Source organism: Ureibacillus sp. FSL K6-0165, from assembly GCF_038004285.1.
In the GTDB taxonomy this organism is placed as follows: domain Bacteria; phylum Bacillota; class Bacilli; order Bacillales_A; family Planococcaceae; genus Ureibacillus; species Ureibacillus thermosphaericus.
Genome location: NZ_JBBOQS010000001.1, coordinates 872,065 through 894,952, shown reverse-complemented (window position 1 = coordinate 894,952; position 22,888 = coordinate 872,065). Strand labels below are relative to the sequence as shown.

The following is a 22,888-nucleotide window of genomic DNA, read 5'->3' as shown; positions in this document are numbered from 1 at the left end:
TAACATTATAATAAACTATTATGAAAATAAGAATGTTGAAAGCAGGTGAAAAAATGAAAAAGTTTGCTGTAGATTTTTCCCACTCTTCCATCACTTTTTCTGTAAAACATATGATGATAGCAAATGTAATAGGCCACTTTAATTCTTATCATGCGGAAATCGAAGCAGATTCAATTGAAGATTTAATAAATGCAAACATTAGTATAGAAATTGATGTAGCCAGTATTTCAACAAACGATTTATTGAGAGATCAACATTTAACTTCAAACGAGTTTTTTTATGCGGATAAATATCCAAAAATCACTTATAACGTAACAAGCATAGAACAAATCGATCATAATAAATTTTACATACATGGTGATATGACAATAAAAGAAGTAACAAAACCTGTGATCTTTGAAACGACTTATAAAGGACATGTTAAAAGCCCTTGGGGACAAGATACATATGGATTTTCAGCAGCAGCGAAAATCAACAGAAAAGATTTTGACTTAACTTATAATGCAAGGTTAGAATCTGGAGGACTTCTAATTGGAGAATTAGTAGATGTTAATGCGGAATTTGAAATTTATCCAATACTATAGTGTTTTATAAATCTAAATCTATTTAAGAAACATAGTGGATTAGATAAACATTTTTAATAAATACATATTGAAGCGTCCATACATTTATAATCGAGTAGGAGGGAGCGATTAACTCCCGTCCTCTCACACCACCGTACGTACGGTTCCGTATACGGCGGTTCAATTAAGATGATTGACGCAAGTCTTTATAACTTCCGTGAATAGCTGTTCTCTTTATGCCAGTGGTCACTCCACCCTCCAAGAGGTCTCCCACGGGATTCACCGCTTCCTTCCTCAAGTGAGGTACTACGTTTTCTGTGTTCATCATGACTCACTGAATGCCAAGGGCTATTCTCTCTTAATTGTTCGGTCCTTCTTAGTAGTTCTAAACCAACTAATACTATGACCTCTGCTGACTTCTGACGGTTCAGCTACTTATCACTAAGTAGGTTATGAAGCGTACTTCACATATCCGCCAGACCTCCCCGGGTAAGAATGTAATCTTTCCTTCCATCTATCTGCTTCATTTACTCTGTACCACCTTTGGCAGAAAGGACTTTGTTTTGTTTAGCAAACTCATCCAATGATACCTAGCCTTATATGAAGTTCGTGTTCCTCAGACCGGAAGTTTGCCGCTCGCTTCCTTCAGATTCCGCGTCACCACGGACACCCTTGCGTTAAGCTAACTGTTACTTCTGCCTTCACAGTTCGGGACTTACACCCTATAGATTACACCCATGCCAGGCGCACTACAATAAAGAGGTGCCTTGAAATCACTCCAGGCACCTCTTTTTCTTTTAAACTGCTACTGGTACTAGTTTTTGAACAGAAGCTTTTACTTGTTCTAAACCTGCTTCAATTATTTCATTTGCTCGATTTGGTTCAGCGTTATGGCCTTCAATAATCACTTCATCAAGAAGCTCCATTCCCGCAATATTCCCAAGAACATTTTTAATATAATTTACACTCATTTCCATAGGTTGAGCTTCTGGTGATGAGTAATATCCACCTCGTGCGTTCAAAATGACGAATTTTTTATCTGTTAATAACTGTACTAGTTGCCCTTTTTCATTATATTTAAACATAAATCCTGCTTGATAAATATAGTCAATGAATGTGTGTAAAGGTGCAGGAATTGTTAAATTCCATAATGGGAAAGCAACAACGATTACTTCTGCTTCTTTTACTAAATCCATCGCTTTTTTCTTCGCAGCTAGTAAATGAGACTCTGATTCCGTTAATTCTTTACCTTCGTTTTGTTTTGCCAATGCATCGAATAATTGTTGACCGAAATATGGCATATCTTCTTCGAAAACATCGTATATTTTTAGATTAATATTTTCAATTTTCTTCGCTTCTTCAATATATGTTTCAAACATTTTTGTTGAAATTCCGTCTGGACGGTTATTTGCTTTAATTACTAACACATTTTTCATGATGTATATATGCTCCCTTTCTTTAATTTAAAACATCTCAAATTCAAGATTCATAAAATCAAGTATAAAAGGGGGGATTCATTTTATCAAGCAAATAACACTCATACTTTTGGCTGAAATTAAATATCGCAATGTCCATCCGAGCAAATATCTCCGTCTCCGCCGAGCATTTGTAATGATGGTTTTAATCCCTTTTCTTCAGCTACTTTCTTTACTGTCTGCTCAAATAACTCTTGAGGTTGTGCTCCTGAGATTGCATATTTGTTTTCAAATACAAAAAATGGAACACCCTGAATACCGTAAATTTGAGCTTGTTGAATATCTTTTTCGACTTCTTCAGAAAATCGATTGCTCTTCAATATTTCTTCTACTTCTTTACTCTCAAGTCCAACTTCTTCTGCCAATTTGATTAACACATCTTCTTTTCCAATAGCTTTCCCTTCAATGAAATACGCATGGAATACCCGTTCACTGAACTCTATACCTTTTCCTTTTGAATAAGCCCATTTTGACAATCGATGAGCCTTTAAAGTATTTGCTGTTTTTAGTTCATCAAAATTATATTGAAGTCCTACTTCATTCGCCCGCTGTACAACACTGTTTGTCATTTTCATTACTTCATCAATCGGCATCCCATATTTTTTTGATAGATGCTTATAAATGTACTCATCCGAATCTTCTAATGTTGTAGGATCTAATAAAAAGCTTTTTAATTCTACTTCCACTTGTCCAAAATACCCTGTATCTTGAATTGCTTTCTCCAACTGCTTCTTTCCGATATAACAAAATGGACAAACGAAATCTGACCAAACTTCTACTTTCATTTCTTTTCCTCCTTTTTCGCTATTTTACTTGTATCCTCTTAAAACAACAAAATATATGCTCCTACTGAATAATGTAGTGATTTTTTTTACATACTCGTAAAAAACACATTTTTAGGGGGATTTTCATGCAGAATTCGCTTTGGTTACATAATGTAACCCCTTTATCTTTAACATCATTATCCGCTTCCCTGAACTGCGATGTATGTATAGTTGGCGGTGGATTAACGGGGGTCTATACTGCCTATCTACTTGCAAATAAAGGGATAGATGTTGTTTTGCTAGAAGCGAAATCTTCTGTTGCGAATGGTACAACAGGTCACTCTACGGGAAAACTAACTCCCCAACATGGTGCAGTTTATGATTTATTACTGAACACTTTTAATGAAGAAGAAGTGCGCACCTATTATGATGCCAATGCAACGGCTATTGAAAACGCACTTCATGATGCAACAGCGGATACATTCCAACGAGTTGATTCTTATTTATATGCAACAACAGAACAGGGTGCGGAAAAAATCAAGAAAGAAATAGAGGCTTACAAGAAAATAGGTATACAAGGAATCGAAACAACTGATACTGAACTGCCTTTTGATGTTATCACTGCATTAAAAATGGAAAATACCTATCAAATCCATCCGACGAAATTTACGAATCATTTTGCAAAATTAGCATTAAAAGCGGGAGCAAAACTATTTGTAAATACAAGGGTAACAAAATTAATTATTGATGAAAATCGCCTTTTAACGGAGAATAATTTTGAAGTAAACTTCAAATCAATTGTGCTTGCTACCCATTATCCAATCGAGGCAATAAAGGGGCTGCAAATCGCCAAATTATCTATTGACCGTTCTTATTTAATGGCAACCAAAACTGCGGAGATATTGAAAGGCCAATATTTATCTACCGATCAATCTTCCCGAACAATTCGAACAGCTTTAATCGATCATCAACCATACTTCATTTTCGGAGGTAGCTCCCATGTTGCAGGTGCTGTCCAAAACACACAATTTTATTATGAAATGTTAGAAAAAGAACTTATGTCAACTTTCGATATGCCTAAACCTGAATATTTATGGAGTGCACAAGATCCAAATACAGCAGATTATATTCCTTACGTAGGACGCATTTCAGAAAGTGAACCGCGTATATATATCGCTACTGGTTATCGGAAATGGGGGCTTTCCAACTCGCTTGTTGCAGGTGAAATAATTTCGACACAAATTACGGAAGGCCAACACCCTGCCCAATATCTTTATAGTCCTTCGAGAAATATGTTCGGAAAAACTTTTATGCGAATGTTGAAGGCAATTGGCTTTACAGTATCAAATCTCGCAGAAGGTTATTTAATGCGAATTGAAGCTCCAAAATGCACCCATTTAGGTTGTAAAACCCAATGGAATGAGGCGGATGAAACGTGGGATTGCCCTTGCCACGGTTCACGATTCGATAAGTTTGGCAACGTCATTGAAGGACCAGCAGTATATCCACTATCTTTGGAAATCGAGTAGGAGGGAGCGATTAACTCCCGTCCTCTCACACCACCGTACGTACGGTTCCGTATACGGCGGTTCAATTAAGATGATTGACGCAAGTCTTTATAACTTCCGTGAATAGCTGTTCTCTTTATGCCAGTGGTCACTCCACCCTCCAAGAGGTCTCCCACGGGATTCACCGCTTCCTTCCTCAAGTGAGGTACTACGTTTTCTGTGTTCATCATGACTCACTGAATGCCAAGGGCTATTCTCTCTTAATTGTTCGGTCCTTCTTAGTAGTTCTAAACCAACTAATACTATGACCTCTGCTGACTTCTGACGGTTCAGCTACTTATCACTAAGTAGGTTATGAAGCGTACTTCACATATCCGCCAGACCTCCCCGGGTAAGAATGTAATCTTTCCTTCCATCTATCTGCTTCATTTACTCTGTACCACCTTTGGCAGAAAGGACTTTGTTTTGTTTAGCAAACTCATCCAATGATACCTAGCCTTATATGAAGTTCGTGTTCCTCAGACCGGAAGTTTGCCGCTCGCTTCCTTCAGATTCCGCGTCACCACGGACACCCTTGCGTTAAGCTAACTGTTACTTCTGCCTTCACAGTTCGGGACTTACACCCTATAGATTACACCCATGCCAGGCGCACTAAAAAAAACGGTGTCAAGGATTTACCTTGAACACCGTTTTTTATTAACTTAATGCATCTGTCAACACAGGAACTACTTGTTTTTTACGTGAAACTACTCCTGGTAAATCGAATTGGTTATCCACTAATTCCTTACCAAATGCTTTTGCTGCATCTAGAGCAGCATTTCCTGCTACTATTGCTACGGAATCGTTGTTTAAAATATCAGTAATGAAGAAGAAGAATAAGTTTAAACCTTTTTCTTCAACATTCTTATTCAGTAAACTTACTAATTCTTCTTTACGGTTCAACACATCATTCACATCAACTGCATTCACTTGAGCAACAACGGATTTCACTGTGCCAAAAGTAAATTCTTTTGCATCTAAAGAAAGTAAATCTTCTATAGATTTATCTGAAAGATCCGCACCAGCCTTTAGCATCGAAAGACCGTATTCTTCCGCATTCACTCCTGCAATTTCAGCCAACTCTTTACCTGCTTGTACATCTTCTTCCGTGCAAGTAGGAGATTTGAATAGAAGCGTATCAGAAATGATGGCTGAAAGCATTAAACCAGCAATGTTTGAAGGAATTTCAATATTTTTTTCTTTGAAGATTTTATTTAAAATCGTTGCCGTACATCCAACTGGTTCTGCGCGATAATATAACGGATCAGCCGTTTCAAAGTTTGCAATACGGTGGTGGTCAATAACTTCTAAAATTTTTACGTTTTCAATTCCGTCTGCAGATTGTTGGCGCTCATTGTGGTCAACTAAAATCACTTCACTAGTTTCTTCTGCAACATTTGAAATAAGTCTTGGCGGCTCGAAACCGAACTTTTCTAAAGCATATTTTGTTTCATTATTAATTTCACCAAGTCTTACCGCTTCTGCATCTACTCCGAGTTGCTGTTTTAAATAAGCATAAACGATTGCGGATGTAATCGAATCTGTATCAGGGTTTTTATGTCCGAAAACTACTACTTTGCTCATTCAAATAGTTCCTCCTAAATTTGTGTATAGTCCGTGTCTATTTTATCATAACTTCCTTATAATAGAAAAACGTAACATATCACATAAAATTTATGAAAAACAAAAATATTTTCGAAAAATTCAAAGTTTTACGAACATTTAAGTATCACTATTTCATTGTTAACGTTCGTTTTTCTAAAAATTGGAGACTATCATCTAATTGAGCATTTAAATTTAAAAATTTTTTATAATAATTTCTATTATGTAGAGTCATGCCTTCGACGAGAGCGTGTACAAGGGAATTAGCTGCGGTATTTGCTTCTAAAGCAACTTGTTTTTGAGCCCCTGCAACAAAACTGATATTTGCATAATCACGTACAGGGGATATGGAAGAATTTGTTATAGCAATAATTTTGACCTTTTTATTTTTCGCTAATTTAACAATTGTTAATATATCTTCTAATACCGAATCTAAAGCGATTACAAACAATACTGAATCTGTATCCATTCTATTTATTTGGTTTACAATATCTTCAACATTAAATTTGATTTGAGTAACCTTTTTTCCGAAATTTTCTAACATTGAAGTTAAATAACATGTAGATGGAGCGCACTGTCTATAACCTAACGTATAAATGATCCCTGCTTCATGTAAATAAATTGTGGCTTTTTCAAAGCTTTCTGCATCAATACATTGTATTGTATTTAAAATACTCGTTACATCCCGATTCATTATTTCACTGAATAAATATTCATGTTTTTTTCCAATGGATAATTGTTCGCCAGCCGAAACATGTTTCGATTCTAATAAATCCTTTCGAATTCTATCTTGCAGTTCACTATAGCCAGATAAATCCATTGCATAACAAAACCGAATCACTGTTGACTCACTTACACCGATGATTTTTCCTACTTCAGAGGCAATATGAGTAGCAACTACATTCGGATTTTCTATAACAAACTGCGCTACTTTACGTTGTCCCCTTGAAAGTCGGATAAAGCGTTTTTTCACTTCATCACAAAAGCCCATTTTCTTAATGAATTCCTCCTTCATGAAATTACTTTAATGTATGCAATATTATAGAAAGTAGGTTAGCATGTATAATGAGTGAATACAATGAGTTTTCAGAAAAATATTCAAGAGTAACTAAGTAAATTCATTAAATTGTCAAACTTATAAGGAAGCTTTTTGTTCTTAAAAAAGCTTCCTTCAATTTATTTACTCTAGTTCCATTTGTTTTGTTTCTTGTCCTAAAAAAACAACTGCCGCTACACCAATTACAATCGAAATGCAAAATACAGCAAAAATAAATCCGAAATCAAATCCTGCCGTACGCAACCACCCTACAAGCAAAGGACCAAAAATGCCTCCAATCCGTCCAATTGCTGCTGCCATCCCTGCGCCAGTTCCACGAATTACTAATGGATATTGTTCCGGTGTATAAGCATACAAAGCTCCCCAAGCACCTAAGTTAAAGAAGGATAAAAGAATTCCCGAAATTAATAGCACTGTAATGGATTCTGCTTGTCCAAACACATAAGCACTTGCAGCTGTTCCTAATAAATAAGTAACTAATACAAATTTTCGCCCAATCTTTTCTACAAACCATGCAGCAGTAAAATAACCTGGTAGTTGAGCTAGGGTCATAATCAAGACATATTTAAAGCTAGAGATTAAGCTGAAGCCTTTTCCTACCATAACACTTGGAAGCCATAAAAACATTCCATAGTAAGAAAATACAACGGAAAACCACAGAACCCAAAGCATAAGGGTAGACTTCGCATATTTTTTTGACCATACACCACTTATATTTTGAAAAATAGTGCGTTTTTTCGCCTCAGGTTTTGCGGCAAACTGAGGAGAGTCAGGTAAATGCAAACGAATAAATACCGCGTATAATGCTGGTATAGCTGTTATGATTAATGCCACTCTCCAACCGGCAATTGGCCATATATCACTTGGAATAACAAAGTAAGCAATGATTGCAGCTAACAACCATCCGAATGCCCAAAAACTTTCTAACAATACAACTACCCGACCACGTTCTTTAGCTGGTACACTTTCTGAAACCAATGTAGAAGCAACAGGAAGTTCACCACCAAGTCCCATACCAATAATAAATCGTAAAATTAAAAACGCAGCTAATGTCGTTGTAAATGCCGATATACCACTTGCAATGGAGAAAACCAATAGTGTTACAATAAAAATGGTTTTTCTTCCTATTTTATCTGCCAGCAATCCGAATAGAAAAGCTCCTACGGCCATCCCAATAGAGTTGACACTTCCAATCCAGCCCATTTCATTGGAGGAAAGACCCCAATCTACCGCTAGTGCTGCAATAATAAATGAAAGTATTCCGACATCCATTGCATCGAATAACCATCCGACACCAGCAACCCCCAACAATTTATTGCGAGAGATGGTCCGGGCTTTCTTGGATTGCAACAACTTATTATCCATCTGTTATTTCACCTGTCTTTACAATTTAGATGATATTATTACATTAAACCCATTCACTATTATTAGCAAGTATTATATTTGATTTATTTTTGTAATTATTTATCTTGTGTTTAATAAAAATGATAAAATAATTTGTGTATATAATATTTTAAATTTTTCGTTTTCTATTGAAATATACTATTATTGTGCGCTAAAATGTCTTTTATATAAAAACAGATGTTCATCCAGCGAAAACAAAAGGAGATATTACTATGTGGAAAGGTCTTATCGAAGAATATAAAGAATTTTTACCTGTGACAGAAAAAACACCTACATTAACTTTGAATGAAGGAAATACTCCTTTAATTTATTTAGGAAATTTATCTAAAAAACTAGGCATAGAATTATACGGAAAATACGAAGGATTAAATCCTACTGGCTCTTTCAAAGATCGTGGAATGGTCGTTGCGGTAGCAAAAGCTGTGGAAGAAGGAGCAAAATGTGTTATTTGCGCATCTACTGGTAATACATCTGCTGCTGCTAGCGCTTATGCTGCTCGCGCAGGTATTCAATCCATTGTCGTTATTCCAAAAGGAAAAGTCGCTCTTGGGAAATTAGCACAAGCTTGTATGTATGGTGCAAAAATCATTGAAATTGATGGAAATTTCGATGATGCTCTTTCAATCGTTCGTAAAATTGGTGAAGAAGGAAAAGTAACGCTCGTAAACTCTGTCAATCCGTACCGTATAGAAGGGCAAAAAACTGCTGCCTTTGAGATTGTCGATGCTTTAGGAAAAGCCCCTGATTATTTATGTATTCCGGTTGGTAACGCAGGTAACATCACTGCCTATTGGAAAGGCTTTAAAGAATATAATGAAGCAAAAAACAGTGGTTTACCTAAAATGTATGGATTCGAAGCAGAAGGAGCAGCTGCCATTGTAAAAGGTCAACCAATAGACAATCCTGAAACAGTTGCGACAGCTATTCGCATTGGTAATCCTGCGAGTTGGAAATTCGCTGAAGCGGCTCGCGATGAATCAAATGGAATAATCGACTCCGTTACTGATGAAGAAATCATTGCTGCATATAAAGAAATCGCAAAAAGTGAAGGAATTTTTGTCGAACCAGGTTCAGCTGCTTCCCTTGCTGGTGTAATCAAATCCGTAAATAACGGAAAAATTGAAAAAGGTAGCACAGTGGTCACTGTATTTACGGGGAACGGGCTAAAAGACCCTGATACTGCTATGAATGTATCGACTGTGGAAGTCGTTTCTTTGAAAAATAACATGGAAGAAATTCGAAACTACATTGAGGGTTTAGTATGAGTAAAAAATGGCAAATTACAGTTCCAGGAAGCACTGCAAATTTAGGCCCGGGATTTGATTCTATAGGGCTTAGCCTATCACTTTATTTAAAGTTAACTGTTTCTCCTCAAGATGAATGGGAAATTATCCATTTATCAGAAGGGTTACCAAAAAAATTCGAAATAAAAGATCACTTAATTTATAAAATCGCTCATGAAACTGCAAAACAATATAACAGAGAAATGCCTAGCTGTCGTATCGAAATGACAAGTGAACTGCCTTTTGCTCGAGGAATTGGCAGTAGTGCAGCAGCAATTGTAGCAGGAATTGAAATTGCAAACCTCCTTTGTGACCTTCAATTATCTGTGCAAGATAAATTAAATCTATCTTCACAGTTTGAAGGCCATCCAGACAATGCCACTGCTTCTATATTAGGAGGATTAACCATTTCAACAATGGATGAAGCAGGCAATGTTGATACAATTCACATCCATGACCTTGAAGCATCATTTGTATTATTTATTCCGAATGTAAAGTTAAAAACTTCTGAAGCAAGAGATGTGTTGCCAAAAACATTCCATAGACCATATGCCGTCCAAGCAAGTGCTGGTGCAAATATGCTCGCAGCAGCATTAGTATCAAAGGATTATGAACGCATCGGAAAATATATGGAATCTGATTTATTCCATGAGCCATTCCGTGCAGAACTTATCCCTTATTACCATGAAATTCGCAAGGAAGCAAAAAAAGCTGGAGCGTATGGTACTGCATTAAGTGGTGCTGGACCAACAATGATTTCAATAATTCCAAATTCCATAGGTCAACAATTTGTTGCAAAAATGGAGGAATTATTCCCGACACATAAAATCATTCTGACAAAACCAGATCAATGTGGCGTTTATGTTGAAGAAATATCAAGCGTTTCTAAAGCATAATAAAACAGGAGTTGTTCGAAAGTTCCCTACTTCAGAACAACTCCTGTTATACTTTTATGACAACAAAATTAAACTTATCGCCATTACCGCCATTCCCACAACCACCCCGTATATAGATGAGTGGGTCTCATCATATTTTTTCGCAGCTGGCAATAGTTCATCCAGAGAAATAAACACCATAATTCCTGCAACTGCTGCAAAAATTATTCCAAACATAATGTCATTTAGAAACGGCATCAATATTAAAAAGGCAACGAGTGCACCAATCGGCTCTGCAAGTCCTGAAAAAAAGGAAAGTTTAAAAGCTTTCTTCCTCTTACCAGTTGCATAAAATATCGGTATAGCTACAGCAATCCCTTCAGGTATATTATGGATAGCAATGGCAATGGCAATAGCAATTCCCACACTCGGATCGTGTATTGCTGACATAAAAGTCGCAATCCCTTCAGGGAAATTATGAATACCGATAGCAAGTGCCGTAAATATTCCTACCTTCATTAAATTAGCTTCATCTAATTCCTTAGGTGATAATTCTGCTTGCATAACATCCTCTACTGTTTTTACTTCATGAGGATTTGTTTTTTTCGGAATCACCTTATCTATCATAGCGATAAATAGCATTCCTCCAAAAAATCCGATCACCGTCATCCAATACCCTTTCGACTCTCCTAAAGCAACCGTTAATGCATCTTTCGCTTTAAAAAAAATTTCAATTAATGATACATATATCATTACGCCAGCTGAAAAACCTAAAGCAGCAGATAAAAACTTTTTATTCGTTCTCTCGGTAAAAAATGCTATAAGCGCACCAAGTCCAGTTGCTAACCCTGCAAATAAGGTCAGACTAAATGCTAATACGATGTTACTCATTCGAACATCCTTTCTTTTAATATCCTAATATTATTATATACGCAGAACTTTCCTTAGTGCAACTTTTTTTACCTTATCTATATTTTGTGGATTTAGAAAACTTATTTCAAAAAAATAAACGCTATATCAGCGTTTAATACTTTCATACAAAAAAATACAAATACAAAACCATGTAAATCCTAAACTCCAGCCATTACATCTGTTGCAAAATGATTTTTCTCCGCCACTCTTGCTAATCCTGTCAATATAGCTAACACCAATCCTCCAATCCAATACCTCAACTTACTTTTATGATTTTTAGTAAGTTCAGACAATAAATAAGCTATGGTGAATAAATACAATAACCCCATCATAGCATGACCAGATGGAAAGCTATACGATGCCATTTGATCTGCTATTTCTGGTCGTGGACGTGCTACCCATTCTTTTACGAAATGATTGATCAATCGGCCAATCGGAATAGTAAGAATCACAAAAAGCATTCCTCGTAATTTTTGAACTTTAACCATAAAATGAATAATACAATAATAGCGATTAAATCTATTAGTGAAATTTCACCAAAATAGTGGAAAAAGCTGAAAAACTTATTACCTTTTAATAATAATTCCATGTTTTGATCAAATGAAACGATAGTAGAAGTGTCATTAGTATAGCGTAAAATAATAAAGGGAATAAATGAAACAGTCCACTAATGTAAAGTAATACACGATTATTCATCAACTTCTCCACCTTAAAATATTAAAAATCACCCTTATGAAAGCTTAATAATAACAATAAATTTACTTATTAACATATTGTGCAATTTAGATGTTATTCAGTCGAAAGTATATTATACAATAATAACAGTAATAATGGATTCATTTCATCACATTTGCAAAATCAATGTTAACAGACAAAAAAATGATCACCCAAAGATGTATTGGGTGACCATGACTGGATAAACGATTTATTATTTTAATTCATTTAAAATTTCATCAATTTTCGCAAGTTCAGATTGTAAGCCTCCACCGCTTAAATACCAAAGCGGACCATCTAAGTATACGATTTTACCGTTTTTATAAGCTTGTGTTTTTTGGATAATTGCGTTTTCCATGTCAGCTTCGATGTTTGATTGTCCGCCTACAGCTGCAGTACGGTCAACTACAAATAATACTTCTGGATCGAATTCTAAGATGGCTTCAAAACCAAAATTTGAACCGTGAGATGAAGCTTCGATATCTTCAGTTACTGGAGTAAATCCATAAATATCATAGACATAACCGAATCGTGAATTTGTAGCAAAGCCAGATAATTTACCTTCGTTATACATTGTAACTAATGAAGTTTTGTATTGGCTTGCTAATTGTTTAATTTCTTCAAGTTTTGAATCGAATTTCGCTAAAAATTCTTTCGCTTCTTCTTCTTTATCGAAAATTTGTGCTGCAATATCTACTGATTTTAAGAATGTGTTCCAGTAATCATCTTGAGAAGTACCAACGAAAATTACGTTTGGAGTAATCTCTTTTAATTGGTCATAGAAAGTTGCTTGACGACCAGAAATGAAGATTACGTCTGGTTGTAATTCAGCAATATCTTCAAGTAATGGGCTTTTTAATGAACCAACACTTGCATATTCGTCAGCAGCAAATTTAGAAAGATGTTCTGGTAATGTACCATCTTTTGCAACACCAACAATTCCTTCAACACCAAGAGCATCAAGTGTATCTAGGAAACCATAGTCAAATACAACAATTTTTTCAGGCATTTTTTCTAAAACAACATCTTCAAATACAGTAGTTGCACCAGTTTCTTCGTTTTTGCTTTCTGAAATTGTAGATGTAATTGTCATTGGGAATCGGCCATCTTCTTGAGCTTGTCCCTGTGTATTTCCTTCATCTGTATTTGAGCCCGTATTTTGTTCTGCCTCTTTGCCACCGCATGCAGCTAAAACAAATACAAGCATTGTTAGAATAACTGCGAATAATTTCCAGTTCTTCATTATAACTTTCTCTCCTATTCCTTATATTTTATATTTTATATTTCAATACTATTTGATATTGATAATCATTATCAATAACTGACTCTAATTATAATCATTAGCTTATTGTTCGTCAATATACTTTTTTACATTTTTTATTAAATGATTTAAAAAGTATTACATTTTAAAATGATTTAGAAAAGCATTTAAGCTTTTCTAAATCATCATTATGATTACGTATGAGAGTTAAAATATACGCAAATGCGACAACCATTTTGTTCTTGCACTGGAATATTCATATCATAAATTTCTCGTAAAGATTCTGAATTAATAATTTCCTCTGTAGGCCCATTTTTCACAACTTTACCGTCTTTTAATGCCACAATATAATCTGAATAAACTGAAGCAAAGTTGATATCATGTAATACAATTACAACCGTTTTATTTAATTCATCAACAAGTTTGCGCAATATCTTCATAATTTGCACAGAATGCTTCATATCCAAATTATTTAATGGTTCGTCTAGAAGAATATATTCAGTATCTTGAGCAATAACCATTGCAATAAAAGCTCGTTGTTTTTGCCCACCAGACAATTGATCTAAAAATTTATCTTCAATTCCCTTCAAATTCATGTATTCAATCGCTTGGTCCACATATTGCTCATCTTCAGGTGTAAGTCTTCCTCTTGAATATGGATAACGTCCAAAAGACACAAGTTCCCTTACAGTTAATCGAACGTTAAGAAAGTTTGATTGCCTAAGGATTGAAACTCGTTTAGCAAATTCATTAGACTTCCAATTTTTTACGTTCTGTTTGTCCAATAACACTTCGCCAGTATCAGCATCAATTAACCTGCTAACCATTGACAACAATGTCGATTTACCAGCACCATTCGGTCCAATAAAGGAAGTAATAGCCTTTGGTTGAATCGATAATGATACATCACTTACAACTGGTTTATTACCATACTTTTTCGTCAACCCTTTAATTTCAATCATCCTTGTGCCCTACTTTCCTTTAGTAATAAGTATATAAAGTAAATACCACCAATAAAATTAATAATGACACTTAAAGTCGTTTTCATTTCAAAAATATGTTCAACAATAAATTGCCCGCCGACTAACGCAATAACACCAATTAAACCAGCTCCTAATATGAGAACTGAATGCTTGTACGTTACAAAAAATTGATAGGATAGATTTGCAACAATCAATCCAAAGAATGTAATTGGACCAACTAATGCTGTTGATGTTGCAATAAGAACTGAAGCTAAAATTAATACATTCATCACTAAACGATCGTAATTAACACCTAAATTTATAGCATTGTCTCGGCCTAATGTAGCAACGTCCAATTGATGTAGCATTCTAAAACCTATAATGAAGGCAGAGATTAAAATAATACTTGCAACAAGTAACAGTTGAACTTTAATTTTAATAAAGCTTGCGAAAAGTACGTTTTGTAAACTCAAGTATTCAACTGGATCAATTAATACTTGCAAGAATGAAACGGAGCTACCTAAGAATGTTCCGATAATCATTCCGATTAATAAAAGCAAATAGATTGGATATTTGTCTGCTCTAAATAATGTACGGTATAACAAAATAGCAAATATGATCATAGCGGCGAGCGCCGCGAAAAAGTTTAAATATTGATTGACTACCCAGATTGATGCAGATCCTGCAAAGAAGAATATAAGGGTTTGCACCACTTCGTACATGGAGTCAATTCCCATAATCGATGGTGTTAATATTCGATTGTGCGTAATTGTTTGGAAAATGACCGTTGAATAAGCGATTGCAAAACCAGTAATCACCATTGCTCCAACGCGCATCATACGTCGAGGGAAAGCATAATCGAATCCACCTTTAATATCGTAAAATCCATAAAATAAAATACAAATGATTGCAATAATCGCTAATATTATTAATTTCACAACATTATTTCGCATATGCTCTCCCCCTAAACAACATAATTAAGAAGAGCAAACTACCAATTACTGCAACTGTTACATTGACCGGTATTTCGTATGGATAAATCACTACTCGACCAATAATGTCGCAGACTAATAAGAAAACAACTCCCAGTACAATTGTATGTGGAATCGTTTTACGTAAGTTGTCCCCCATATAGATTGACACAATATTCGGAACAACCAAACCTAGAAAAGGTATTACACCGACTGTTAAAACAACGGTCGTAGAAATGGTCGCCACAAGAATTAAACCGAGGTTCAACACAGCTTTGTAACTTAAGCCTAAATTTTTTGCAAAGTCTTCACCCATTCCGGCAACCGTAAATTTATTCGCATATAAATAAGCCAAGATAATGGCAGGAACACTTACATATAACAGCTCATAACGTCCTGAAATAATGAGTGTAAAACTACCCATTAACCAAGTATTTATGTTTTGAATCAAATCCCCTTCATACGCAAAAAACGTCGTAATGGAGGATAAAATATTTCCATACATAATACCGATTAACGGTACGAAAATCACATCTTTAAATTTGATGCGGTCTAAAATTTGCATAAATAAAATCGTACCTGCAAATGCAAACACAAAGCTAAAAATTATTTTTTGCATATATGCAGCTTGTGAGAATAACAAAATCGAAATAAGAATCCCTAACTTAGCTGCATCTAGAGTACCTGCTGTCGTAGGTGATACGAACTTATTTCTACTTAAACTTTGCATAATTAAACCAGCAATACTCATTCCTGCACCCGCTAAAATAATGGCAAGTAATCGAGGAACCCTACTAATTAGAAATATTTGAGTTTCTTGTGATTCCCAGTTTAGTAAATCAGTAGGTTTTATATCGATTGCTCCAATGAATAGCGAAATGAATGACAGGATGATTGCTGCTACTATCAACATCCATAGTCTCATTTTTGCTCCCCAATTTTCTCTTTTCTGTACTCATTAATGAAAATGATTCTCATCACCAAGTACAATATCATTATAAAGAGAAAAACTATAAAAATCAAATACAATTGAGAATGAAAATCAAATGAATTTTAGCGTTATTTCTTATTTTATATACCATCCTGACTGTATATTCTTATTTTCCACACAATAAAAAAGAGGGGGGCTAGAAAACATATACTTTCTAAGCCCCCTCACCTTGTCATAATTATGATTTATTTAAAATCTCTACTCCTTGCGGTAGTTGAAACACTTCTACCTATCTATCCCATCGCAAAGGAGCCGTTTCAAAATATCAAACGGCTCCCCTTCCTATTATTTTACGCCTCTCATTGCTTTAGAAATAATCGGAGTAAATAGTAATATGATGACACCAAGAATAATGGATAATCCACCAAGTGCACCAAAATAAACAATTTCCGTAACGGCTTCAAAAATACTTACTAGCTGTGCATTGATTGCTTGTGCAGCCGCGCTAGTTAAGAACCAAAGAGACATTGTTTGAGAAGCAAAAGCTTGTGGAGCAAGTTTTGTCGTTGCCGATAGCCCCACTGGGGAAAGCAATAACTCCCCTATTACAACTAAGAAAAATGATAATACTAGCCATAATGGACTTACTAATTCTGTTCCACCAGACAGTTTTGAAGGAATCATCATCACTAAGAATGAAGCACCTGCGAAGAATAGTGCAAAGGAAAACTTCAGTGGTGTTGAAGGTTGACGATTACCTATTTTTACCCACATCCACGCAAAAACTGGAGCAAAAAGAATAATAAATAATGGATTTAACGATTGGAACCAAGAAGCTTTTAATTCAAAGCCGCCAACATTTAGATTTGTTCGCGTATCTGCATAAGTTGCCAAAATTGTTGCACCTTGCTCTTGAATTGCCCAGAACATTACTGCGGCAATAAATAAAGGAATGTATGCTAACACACGAGATTTTTCATCTTTTGTCGTTTTTGGACTTCTATACATGATGATGAAAAATGCTGTAGGAATTAGTACACCTAAAGTTGTAATAATCTTACTAAATACACCCATTGTTAAATTGCCAGTTGCATACAAACCGCCTAATACAACAACAATCGCTAAAATAATGATTGTGAAATTCAAAATCGCTTTTTTCTTCTCGGCTTCATTTAATGGGTTTGGAACTTGAAGACCTGCTAAGCCCAGATTTTTCTTTTGCGTGGCTATGTAAATAATTAAACCGATCAGCATTCCAATACCTGCTAAACCGAATCCTAAATGGAAGCTATAAGTTTCCCCTACAGTCCCAACAATAAACGGAGCTAAAAATGCTCCCATGTTAATACCCATGTAGAAAATACTAAAACCAGAGTCGCGACGGCTATCTTTTTCTGCGTATATCTCGCCGACAATTGATGAAACATTCGTTTTTAATAAACCTGTACCAATAATGATAAATACCATTGATATAAGGAGACCTGTTAAAGCAAGTGGAAGAGCTAAAATGAAATGCCCGATCATGATGAGGATTCCGCCATAGAACATCGTCTTACGAGGACCCCAAACTCGGTCAGACAACCATCCACCAATAATACCAGACATATAAACTAAAGAACCGTAGATGGCCATAATGGAGTTTGCAGTTCCGCGTTCAAGCCCCAATCCACCTTCATGTAATTCATAGTACATATAAAAAATTAAAATGGCGCGCATTCCATAATATGAGAAACGTTCCCAGAACTCAGTAAAAAATAGTGTAAATAATCCTTTAGGATGTCCAAAAAAGCCTTTCTGGGGGACGGATTTCACAATTTCCTCTTTAGATAACATATCTTTCCCTTCTTTCTTTTATTATACTTTTTATTTTTTTCTGAAAATTTCATCACTTCTGAAGCAACTACAATATCTATTTTTAAATAATTTCCACAGCATTTTCAATATATCTGTATAATGTTTAAATTTTAAGTTTATTTTATATTTTCCTAAATTTCTTATCATTTTAACTGTTTTATGTCTTTATAACCACATTTTTTATTATTTGGATATAACAAATTCACTAATTTACTATCCTTTAAAAAGTTTTTCTTCTAATAATTTGTCACCTGTTATGTAGTTTGGAATGTATCAAGTCTATACATACCAAAAAAGCGAGGGGAATTTGATTCCACTCGCTTTCTACTATTTCTTGACTACAAAGTCTTCAAACTTTTTATAATCTGATTCTTTCAATTCTACTATTAACTTTGTTCCCGCTTCTTCATACTCTGTTGACTTTACTGAAGCATTCCCGTTCAAATAGGATACGATATCCCCCCGGTTGAAAGGAATAAACATTTCACAAGTGTAATAATTTGAAAAAAGATGTTTACGAATACATTCAACTAACTCATTCAATCCTTTGCCTTCTTTCGCAGATATCCAAAGGTCTTCTCCGTAAACTTTTGGGTAAGCAATATTGGCTAAGTCACATTTATTATAAAGGTAAATGGTTGGAACATTTTCAACTCCAATTTCTTTTAATGTACGATTCGTAACATCCATCATAAACTTATATTCACTGTTAGAAACATCCACTACATGTAACAATAAATCCGCATCTCTCGCTTCTTCTAATGTTGATCGAAAGGCTTTTACTAATTGATGGGGGAGCTTACTTACAAATCCAACGGTATCAGTTAGTAAAAATTGTTTTTTATCCGGTAATTCAATTTTTCGCACTGAGGTGTCTAGCGTTGCGAACAACATGTCCTTTTCAAATACTTCTTTGTCCTCTTGCCCAAATTTCGCAAGCATTTGGTTCATAATTGTTGACTTCCCTGCGTTAGTATACCCAACTAGTGACACTACAGGAATTTCACTTTTACGTCGTTTTTTTCTTTGAGTTTCTCGTTGTTCTTTAATTTGTTCTAGTTCTTTTCGCAACTTTGTAATTTGGTCTTCAATTTTCCGTCGATCGAGCTCTAGTTTTGTCTCACCAAGTCCTCTATTTCGAAGACCTCCACCTGTTGCTCCAGCTTGTCTTGATAAAGAAGAATGTAATCCAACTAATCTAGGCAACATATATTGCAACTGCGCCAATTCTACTTGCAACTTAGCCTCTTTTGTTTTTGCTCGGCGGTCAAATATATCTAAAATTAACGTTGTTCGGTCAATCACTTTGCAATCTAAATCATTTTCTAAATTTCGGATCTGTGAAGGAGATAGTTCATCATTGAATATAACTAAGTTTGCACCAACTTCATCAAAAAAATTTTTAATTTCTATTACTTTTCCCTTTCCTACATAATGAGATGGATTAATGCGCTCTAAATTTTGAGTTACTTGCCCTACCACTTCGACGTCAAGGGCTTCCGCTAAATTTGCCAATTCTTCCATTGAATATTCGAAATTTGGGTCATTTAAGTTGACACCCACTAAAATAGCTTTCTCTTTAATCGTCTCTACTTCTTTTAAATGAGTCATAATCCTTCCCTCCGAACATGGGTCTTATCCAGTTATTATACAGTATACCCTGCGAAAGAAAAAGAAAGACCCACAACACAAAGGTGTGGATCTTCCTTAGCAACTCATTATTTTTGCTTTTCAGCTTTTAAAACCTCTAATGTTTGATTGAATTCTTCTTCAATTTCTGGATTTTGTTTATACGTAATCATACTTACAACAACAGCCACAATTAAGTTAGAGAAGAATCCAGGAACCATTTCATAAATCATGCCTGAAAGAGTAGCGGATTGACCCCAAACGAATGCTACAATAGCACCTACAACCATTCCACTTAATGCACCAATGTTTGTTAACTTTCTCCAATATAGAGCAAGGAGAATGATTGGACCAAAGGATGAACCAAATCCAGCCCAAGCAAATCCAACTAAATCTAAAATTGAGTTATTTGGATTCCAAGCTAAAAACATTGCGATAATAGATACTAGTAATACTGCTAAACGTCCAGCTGTCACATAGTGCTTATCGGAAGCATCTTTTTTGAACAACGCTTTATAAATATCCTCAATCAATGCTGAAGAAGTAACGATTAATTGAGATGAAATCGTACTCATAATTGCCGCTAAAATGGCTGCAAGTAAAACACCTGCAATAAATGGATGGAATAAAATTTGTCCCATTACAATGAAAATCGTTTCTGGGTCATCAAGTGTCATTCCGTTTTGTTGGAAGTAAGCAAGCCCAACAAGAGCCGTACACATCGCACCAACCAAACTTAATATCATCCAACCGATTCCGATGCGACGGGCACTTTTCATTTCTTTTACAGTATTAATGGCCATGAAGCGAACGATGATATGTGGTTGTCCGAAATATCCAAGACCCCAAGCAACAGAAGAAATAATTCCTGCAGCTACTGCTGTTGACGGTAATAAACTTAAATGTTCAGGATTTACAGCAGTGATAGCGCTTCCAGTTTCACCAAATCCTCCTGTAATGAAAACGCCTACAAGAGGAACTAAAATTAAAGCGAAGAACATAATCGTTCCTTGTACTACGTCTGTATAACTTACCGCTAAGAATCCACCAAATAATGTATAAATGATAACAACTGCACTTACAAGGATCATCCCAGTGTGATAATCAAATCCAAAGGAACTTTGGAAAAACTTACCACCAGAAACCATACCGGAAGATACATAGAACGTGAAGAATACAAGAATAACGATTCCTGATGCAATTCTAAGTAATTTCGTATTGTCACGAAGTCGGTTATCTAAAAAGCTTGGGATTGTAATAGAGTCTTTGGAAATTTGCGTATAAACACGTAAACGAGGTGCGACTAAAACATAATTTAAATATTGTCCAACTGTTAAACCAATCGCAATCCACGCTTCTACTAAACCTGCTGCATAAATGGCACCAGGTAACCCCATCAATAACCAACCTGACATGTCGGCTGCTCCAGCACTTAGAGCGGTTGTAATTGGCCCTAATCCGCGCCCACCTAACATATATTCCTTTAAGTTAGATGTTTTTTTGAATGCATACCAACCAATTAATAACATTGCAATCATATATAATATGATCGCTAACATTTGGAAAGCATACTCACTCATAAAATTCTCCTCCTTGTTGTTACATACTTAAAATGTGTCGAAATAGAGAAAAAAATGTCGATTTCTAAGAAATCTTTTATAACAATACTTTAACATAGGGATAGGTTTTTTGGATATAATATTTTTTTGGAAAATTCTCTTTTTGTATAATTTTCCGTTTTAAAATAATTTTCCGTCAACACGGTTTACAATTTTCCCGACCTTTTCTATAACAATAATGTATTATGTGTTAAACTATTGTCGATTATCCTAAAACGAAGAAGGTTTGATATCCATGGAATTTACTGATATGAAACAACAATTGCTTGAGCATATTTTTAATAAAAAACTAATATCTGCAACCATTAGTCAACCAAGGAAAAAATCAGATGAATTGAAAAGAGTTAAATTAAAGCCAGTTGAAATAAAGGGACAATACCATATTCAACTCGAATATCAATATGAAAGGATATTAAAACATAAAAATATCCTATTAGAAAATTTCCATCCCTATTTAGATGAGTTGCTACAGCAATTTAGACAATTTCACGGGCAATTCACCGATCGCTTAATTCAAATCCAATTATCTAAAAAGAATAAAGTCTTTTGGAAAGAAGAACAAACAAAAATGAAAAAAGAGCTGTCTTTAGCCCATAACCGTAAAAAGAATTACTTGCTGAATGAAACAACTCCTTATCCATTCTTAGTGCGGCTTGGGGTTCAAACTCCTGATGGAAAAGTCAAAAAACAAAAATACGACAAATTCCGACAAATCAACCGGTTCCTCGAATTTATTGACGATTCCTTAAATTACTTACCGAAAAATCGGCAAATTCGGATTATCGATTTTGGCTCTGGGAAGTCTTACTTAACCTTTGCCTTATATCATTATTTAAAAATCGAAAAAGGTTTAGATCTTAAAGTTACAGGACTCGATTTAAAAAAAGAAGTAATCGAAGAATGTAATAATATTGCAAAAGATTTACATTATGACAATTTAGAATTTATTGTAGGAGATATAAATGATTACGATGAAGAGACTTCTGTCGATATGGTTGTAACATTACATGCTTGCGATGTGGCAACAGATATGGCACTGGCTCGAGCTGTAAAGTGGGGAGCAAAAGTTATTTTAAGCGTACCATGCTGTCAACATGAATTGAATCGTCAATTAAACGCCCCGCAATTAGAAATCATGACACAACACGGATTAATCAAAGAACGTTTTGCCGCTCTCGCAACCGATTCAATTCGTGCAGAAATATTAAAATTAGTCGGATATGAAGTACAGTTAATGGAATTTATCGATATGGAGCATACACCTAAAAATATATTGATACGTGGTTTTTATACTGGAAAGAAACCGGGCAAAAACGAATTAGAAAGATACAAAGCTTTTATTGAATTCTTATCAGCAAAGCCATTTTTGCAAAAGGAACTTGAAGAATACTTATCATAAAGTCAATCCATAATAAGCATATTAATATGGCACTGCCAATTAATATGCTTATTTATATTCCTTATT

At 35.1% G+C, this 22,888-nt stretch carries 21 protein-coding genes; 5 read left to right on the top strand and 16 right to left on the bottom strand.

The features are described from left to right. Nucleotides 1–53 precede the first annotated feature (53 nt). A complete protein-coding gene (locus NST00_RS04460; protein ID WP_026019078.1) occupies nt 54–584 on the top strand; it encodes a YceI family protein in 531 nt (176 codons plus the stop codon). A 163-nt stretch (nt 585–747) separates the two neighbouring features. On the opposite strand, the gene NST00_RS04455 is transcribed toward NST00_RS04460, so the two are convergent. From NST00_RS04455 to NST00_RS04445, 3 genes are all read right to left on the bottom strand, one after another. Beyond that, nucleotides 748–891 carry a hypothetical protein gene (locus tag NST00_RS04455; RefSeq protein ID WP_172597779.1) on the bottom strand — a complete coding sequence of 48 codons (144 nt, stop codon included), beginning with the start codon at nt 889–891 and terminating at the stop codon, nt 748–750. Nucleotides 892–1,360: 469 nt separating this feature from the next. After that, nucleotides 1,361–1,999, bottom strand: coding sequence for an FMN-dependent NADH-azoreductase (locus NST00_RS04450; RefSeq protein ID WP_340709674.1), 639 nt, complete (start codon nt 1,997–1,999; stop codon nt 1,361–1,363). Between the two features lie 119 nt (nt 2,000–2,118). Further along, entirely contained in the window at nt 2,119–2,823 is a 705-nt protein-coding gene (locus tag NST00_RS04445) for a DsbA family oxidoreductase (RefSeq protein WP_340709673.1), read from the bottom strand. 125 nt (nt 2,824–2,948) lie between these two features. On the opposite strand from NST00_RS04445, the gene NST00_RS04440 reads away from it, so the two are divergent. Next, nucleotides 2,949–4,331 carry an FAD-dependent oxidoreductase gene (locus tag NST00_RS04440; RefSeq protein ID WP_340709672.1) on the top strand — a complete coding sequence of 461 codons (1,383 nt, stop codon included), beginning with the start codon at nt 2,949–2,951 and terminating at the stop codon, nt 4,329–4,331. Between the two features lie 65 nt (nt 4,332–4,396). Here the strand turns inward: NST00_RS04440 and NST00_RS04435 are convergent, their stop codons facing one another. The 4 genes from NST00_RS04435 to NST00_RS04420 all read right to left on the bottom strand — a co-directional run bounded on the left by NST00_RS04435 (nt 4,397) and on the right by NST00_RS04420 (nt 8,373). Next, nucleotides 4,397–4,540 (bottom strand): hypothetical protein, encoded by a 144-nt coding sequence (locus NST00_RS04435; protein WP_172597779.1) that lies wholly within the window; start codon nt 4,538–4,540, stop codon nt 4,397–4,399. A 466-nt stretch (nt 4,541–5,006) separates the two neighbouring features. After that, entirely contained in the window at nt 5,007–5,933 is a 927-nt protein-coding gene (locus tag NST00_RS04430) for a manganese-dependent inorganic pyrophosphatase (RefSeq protein ID WP_016838343.1), read from the bottom strand. 148 nt (nt 5,934–6,081) lie between these two features. Further along, on the bottom strand, nt 6,082–6,942 hold the full coding sequence (locus tag NST00_RS04425) for a MurR/RpiR family transcriptional regulator (RefSeq protein ID WP_016838344.1): 861 nt from the start codon (nt 6,940–6,942) through the stop codon (nt 6,082–6,084). Between the two features lie 189 nt (nt 6,943–7,131). Further along, nucleotides 7,132–8,373: an MFS transporter gene (locus tag NST00_RS04420; RefSeq protein ID WP_016838345.1), complete on the bottom strand. Its 1,242-nt coding sequence runs from the start codon at nt 8,371–8,373 to the stop codon at nt 7,132–7,134. Nucleotides 8,374–8,624: 251 nt separating this feature from the next. On the opposite strand from NST00_RS04420, the gene thrC reads away from it, so the two are divergent. Beyond that, entirely contained in the window at nt 8,625–9,677 is a 1,053-nt protein-coding gene (thrC, locus tag NST00_RS04415; protein WP_016838346.1) for a threonine synthase, read from the top strand. Continuing rightward, a complete protein-coding gene (gene thrB / locus NST00_RS04410; RefSeq protein WP_340709671.1) occupies nt 9,674–10,591 on the top strand; it encodes a homoserine kinase in 918 nt (305 codons plus the stop codon). The genes thrC and thrB overlap by 4 nt, the downstream gene beginning before the upstream one ends. 54 nt (nt 10,592–10,645) lie before the next feature. On the opposite strand, the gene zupT is transcribed toward thrB, so the two are convergent. The 9 genes from zupT to putP all read right to left on the bottom strand — a co-directional run bounded on the left by zupT (nt 10,646) and on the right by putP (nt 21,384). Then, nucleotides 10,646–11,461 (bottom strand): zinc transporter ZupT, encoded by an 816-nt coding sequence (gene zupT / locus NST00_RS04405; RefSeq protein ID WP_340709670.1) that lies wholly within the window; start codon nt 11,459–11,461, stop codon nt 10,646–10,648. Nucleotides 11,462–11,640: 179 nt separating this feature from the next. Further along, entirely contained in the window at nt 11,641–11,934 is a 294-nt protein-coding gene (locus tag NST00_RS04400; protein ID WP_340709669.1) for a phosphatase PAP2 family protein, read from the bottom strand. Between the two features lie 476 nt (nt 11,935–12,410). Next, nucleotides 12,411–13,439, bottom strand: a complete 1,029-nt coding sequence (locus tag NST00_RS04395; protein WP_096549818.1) for a siderophore ABC transporter substrate-binding protein — start codon at nt 13,437–13,439, stop codon at nt 12,411–12,413. A 212-nt stretch (nt 13,440–13,651) separates the two neighbouring features. Next, nucleotides 13,652–14,419, bottom strand: a complete 768-nt coding sequence (locus NST00_RS04390; RefSeq protein WP_096549819.1) for an iron ABC transporter ATP-binding protein — start codon at nt 14,417–14,419, stop codon at nt 13,652–13,654. Beyond that, a complete protein-coding gene (locus tag NST00_RS04385; protein ID WP_096549820.1) occupies nt 14,416–15,372 on the bottom strand; it encodes an iron chelate uptake ABC transporter family permease subunit in 957 nt (318 codons plus the stop codon). Before NST00_RS04385 ends, NST00_RS04390 begins: the two co-directional genes overlap by 4 nt. Next, the gene (locus NST00_RS04380; protein WP_096549821.1) at nt 15,362–16,315 is read right to left on the bottom strand and encodes an ABC transporter permease; all 954 of its coding nucleotides are present in this window, start codon (nt 16,313–16,315) and stop codon (nt 15,362–15,364) included. The genes NST00_RS04385 and NST00_RS04380 overlap by 11 nt, the downstream gene beginning before the upstream one ends. Before the next feature lie 351 nt (nt 16,316–16,666). Next, nucleotides 16,667–18,154 (bottom strand): peptide MFS transporter, encoded by a 1,488-nt coding sequence (locus NST00_RS04375; protein ID WP_340709668.1) that lies wholly within the window; start codon nt 18,152–18,154, stop codon nt 16,667–16,669. A gap of 348 nt (nt 18,155–18,502) precedes the next feature. Continuing rightward, entirely contained in the window at nt 18,503–19,786 is a 1,284-nt protein-coding gene (gene hflX / locus NST00_RS04370; protein WP_340709667.1) for a GTPase HflX, read from the bottom strand. 107 nt (nt 19,787–19,893) lie between these two features. Continuing rightward, entirely contained in the window at nt 19,894–21,384 is a 1,491-nt protein-coding gene (gene putP / locus NST00_RS04365; RefSeq protein ID WP_340709666.1) for a sodium/proline symporter PutP, read from the bottom strand. A gap of 274 nt (nt 21,385–21,658) precedes the next feature. On the opposite strand from putP, the gene NST00_RS04360 reads away from it, so the two are divergent. Next, entirely contained in the window at nt 21,659–22,822 is a 1,164-nt protein-coding gene (locus NST00_RS04360) for a class I SAM-dependent methyltransferase (protein ID WP_340709665.1), read from the top strand. Nucleotides 22,823–22,888: the final 66 nt, after the last annotated feature.

Bases quoted from the DNA above. Each gene is read 5' to 3' on its own strand.
- thrB (WP_340709671.1), top strand. From the start codon at position 9,674: ATGAGTAAAAAATGGCAAATTACAGTTCCAGGAAGCACTGCAAATTTA.
- NST00_RS04380 (WP_096549821.1), bottom strand. From the start codon at position 16,315: ATGAGACTATGGATGTTGATAGTAGCAGCAATCATCCTGTCATTCATT.
- NST00_RS04460 (WP_026019078.1), top strand. From the start codon at position 54: ATGAAAAAGTTTGCTGTAGATTTTTCCCACTCTTCCATCACTTTTTCT.
- NST00_RS04360 (WP_340709665.1), top strand. From the start codon at position 21,659: ATGGAATTTACTGATATGAAACAACAATTGCTTGAGCATATTTTTAAT.
- thrC (WP_016838346.1), top strand. From the start codon at position 8,625: ATGTGGAAAGGTCTTATCGAAGAATATAAAGAATTTTTACCTGTGACA.
- zupT (WP_340709670.1), bottom strand. From the start codon at position 11,461: ATGAGTAACATCGTATTAGCATTTAGTCTGACCTTATTTGCAGGGTTA.
- NST00_RS04395 (WP_096549818.1), bottom strand. From the start codon at position 13,439: ATGAAGAACTGGAAATTATTCGCAGTTATTCTAACAATGCTTGTATTT.
- NST00_RS04450 (WP_340709674.1), bottom strand. From the start codon at position 1,999: ATGAAAAATGTGTTAGTAATTAAAGCAAATAACCGTCCAGACGGAATT.
- hflX (WP_340709667.1), bottom strand. From the start codon at position 19,786: ATGACTCATTTAAAAGAAGTAGAGACGATTAAAGAGAAAGCTATTTTA.
- NST00_RS04385 (WP_096549820.1), bottom strand. From the start codon at position 15,372: ATGCGAAATAATGTTGTGAAATTAATAATATTAGCGATTATTGCAATC.
- NST00_RS04390 (WP_096549819.1), bottom strand. From the start codon at position 14,419: ATGATTGAAATTAAAGGGTTGACGAAAAAGTATGGTAATAAACCAGTT.
- NST00_RS04440 (WP_340709672.1), top strand. From the start codon at position 2,949: ATGCAGAATTCGCTTTGGTTACATAATGTAACCCCTTTATCTTTAACA.
- NST00_RS04425 (WP_016838344.1), bottom strand. From the start codon at position 6,942: ATGGGCTTTTGTGATGAAGTGAAAAAACGCTTTATCCGACTTTCAAGG.
- NST00_RS04375 (WP_340709668.1), bottom strand. From the start codon at position 18,154: ATGTTATCTAAAGAGGAAATTGTGAAATCCGTCCCCCAGAAAGGCTTT.
- NST00_RS04435 (WP_172597779.1), bottom strand. From the start codon at position 4,540: ATGATGAACACAGAAAACGTAGTACCTCACTTGAGGAAGGAAGCGGTG.
- NST00_RS04430 (WP_016838343.1), bottom strand. From the start codon at position 5,933: ATGAGCAAAGTAGTAGTTTTCGGACATAAAAACCCTGATACAGATTCG.
- NST00_RS04420 (WP_016838345.1), bottom strand. From the start codon at position 8,373: ATGGATAATAAGTTGTTGCAATCCAAGAAAGCCCGGACCATCTCTCGC.
- putP (WP_340709666.1), bottom strand. From the start codon at position 21,384: ATGAGTGAGTATGCTTTCCAAATGTTAGCGATCATATTATATATGATT.
- NST00_RS04455 (WP_172597779.1), bottom strand. From the start codon at position 891: ATGATGAACACAGAAAACGTAGTACCTCACTTGAGGAAGGAAGCGGTG.
- NST00_RS04445 (WP_340709673.1), bottom strand. From the start codon at position 2,823: ATGAAAGTAGAAGTTTGGTCAGATTTCGTTTGTCCATTTTGTTATATC.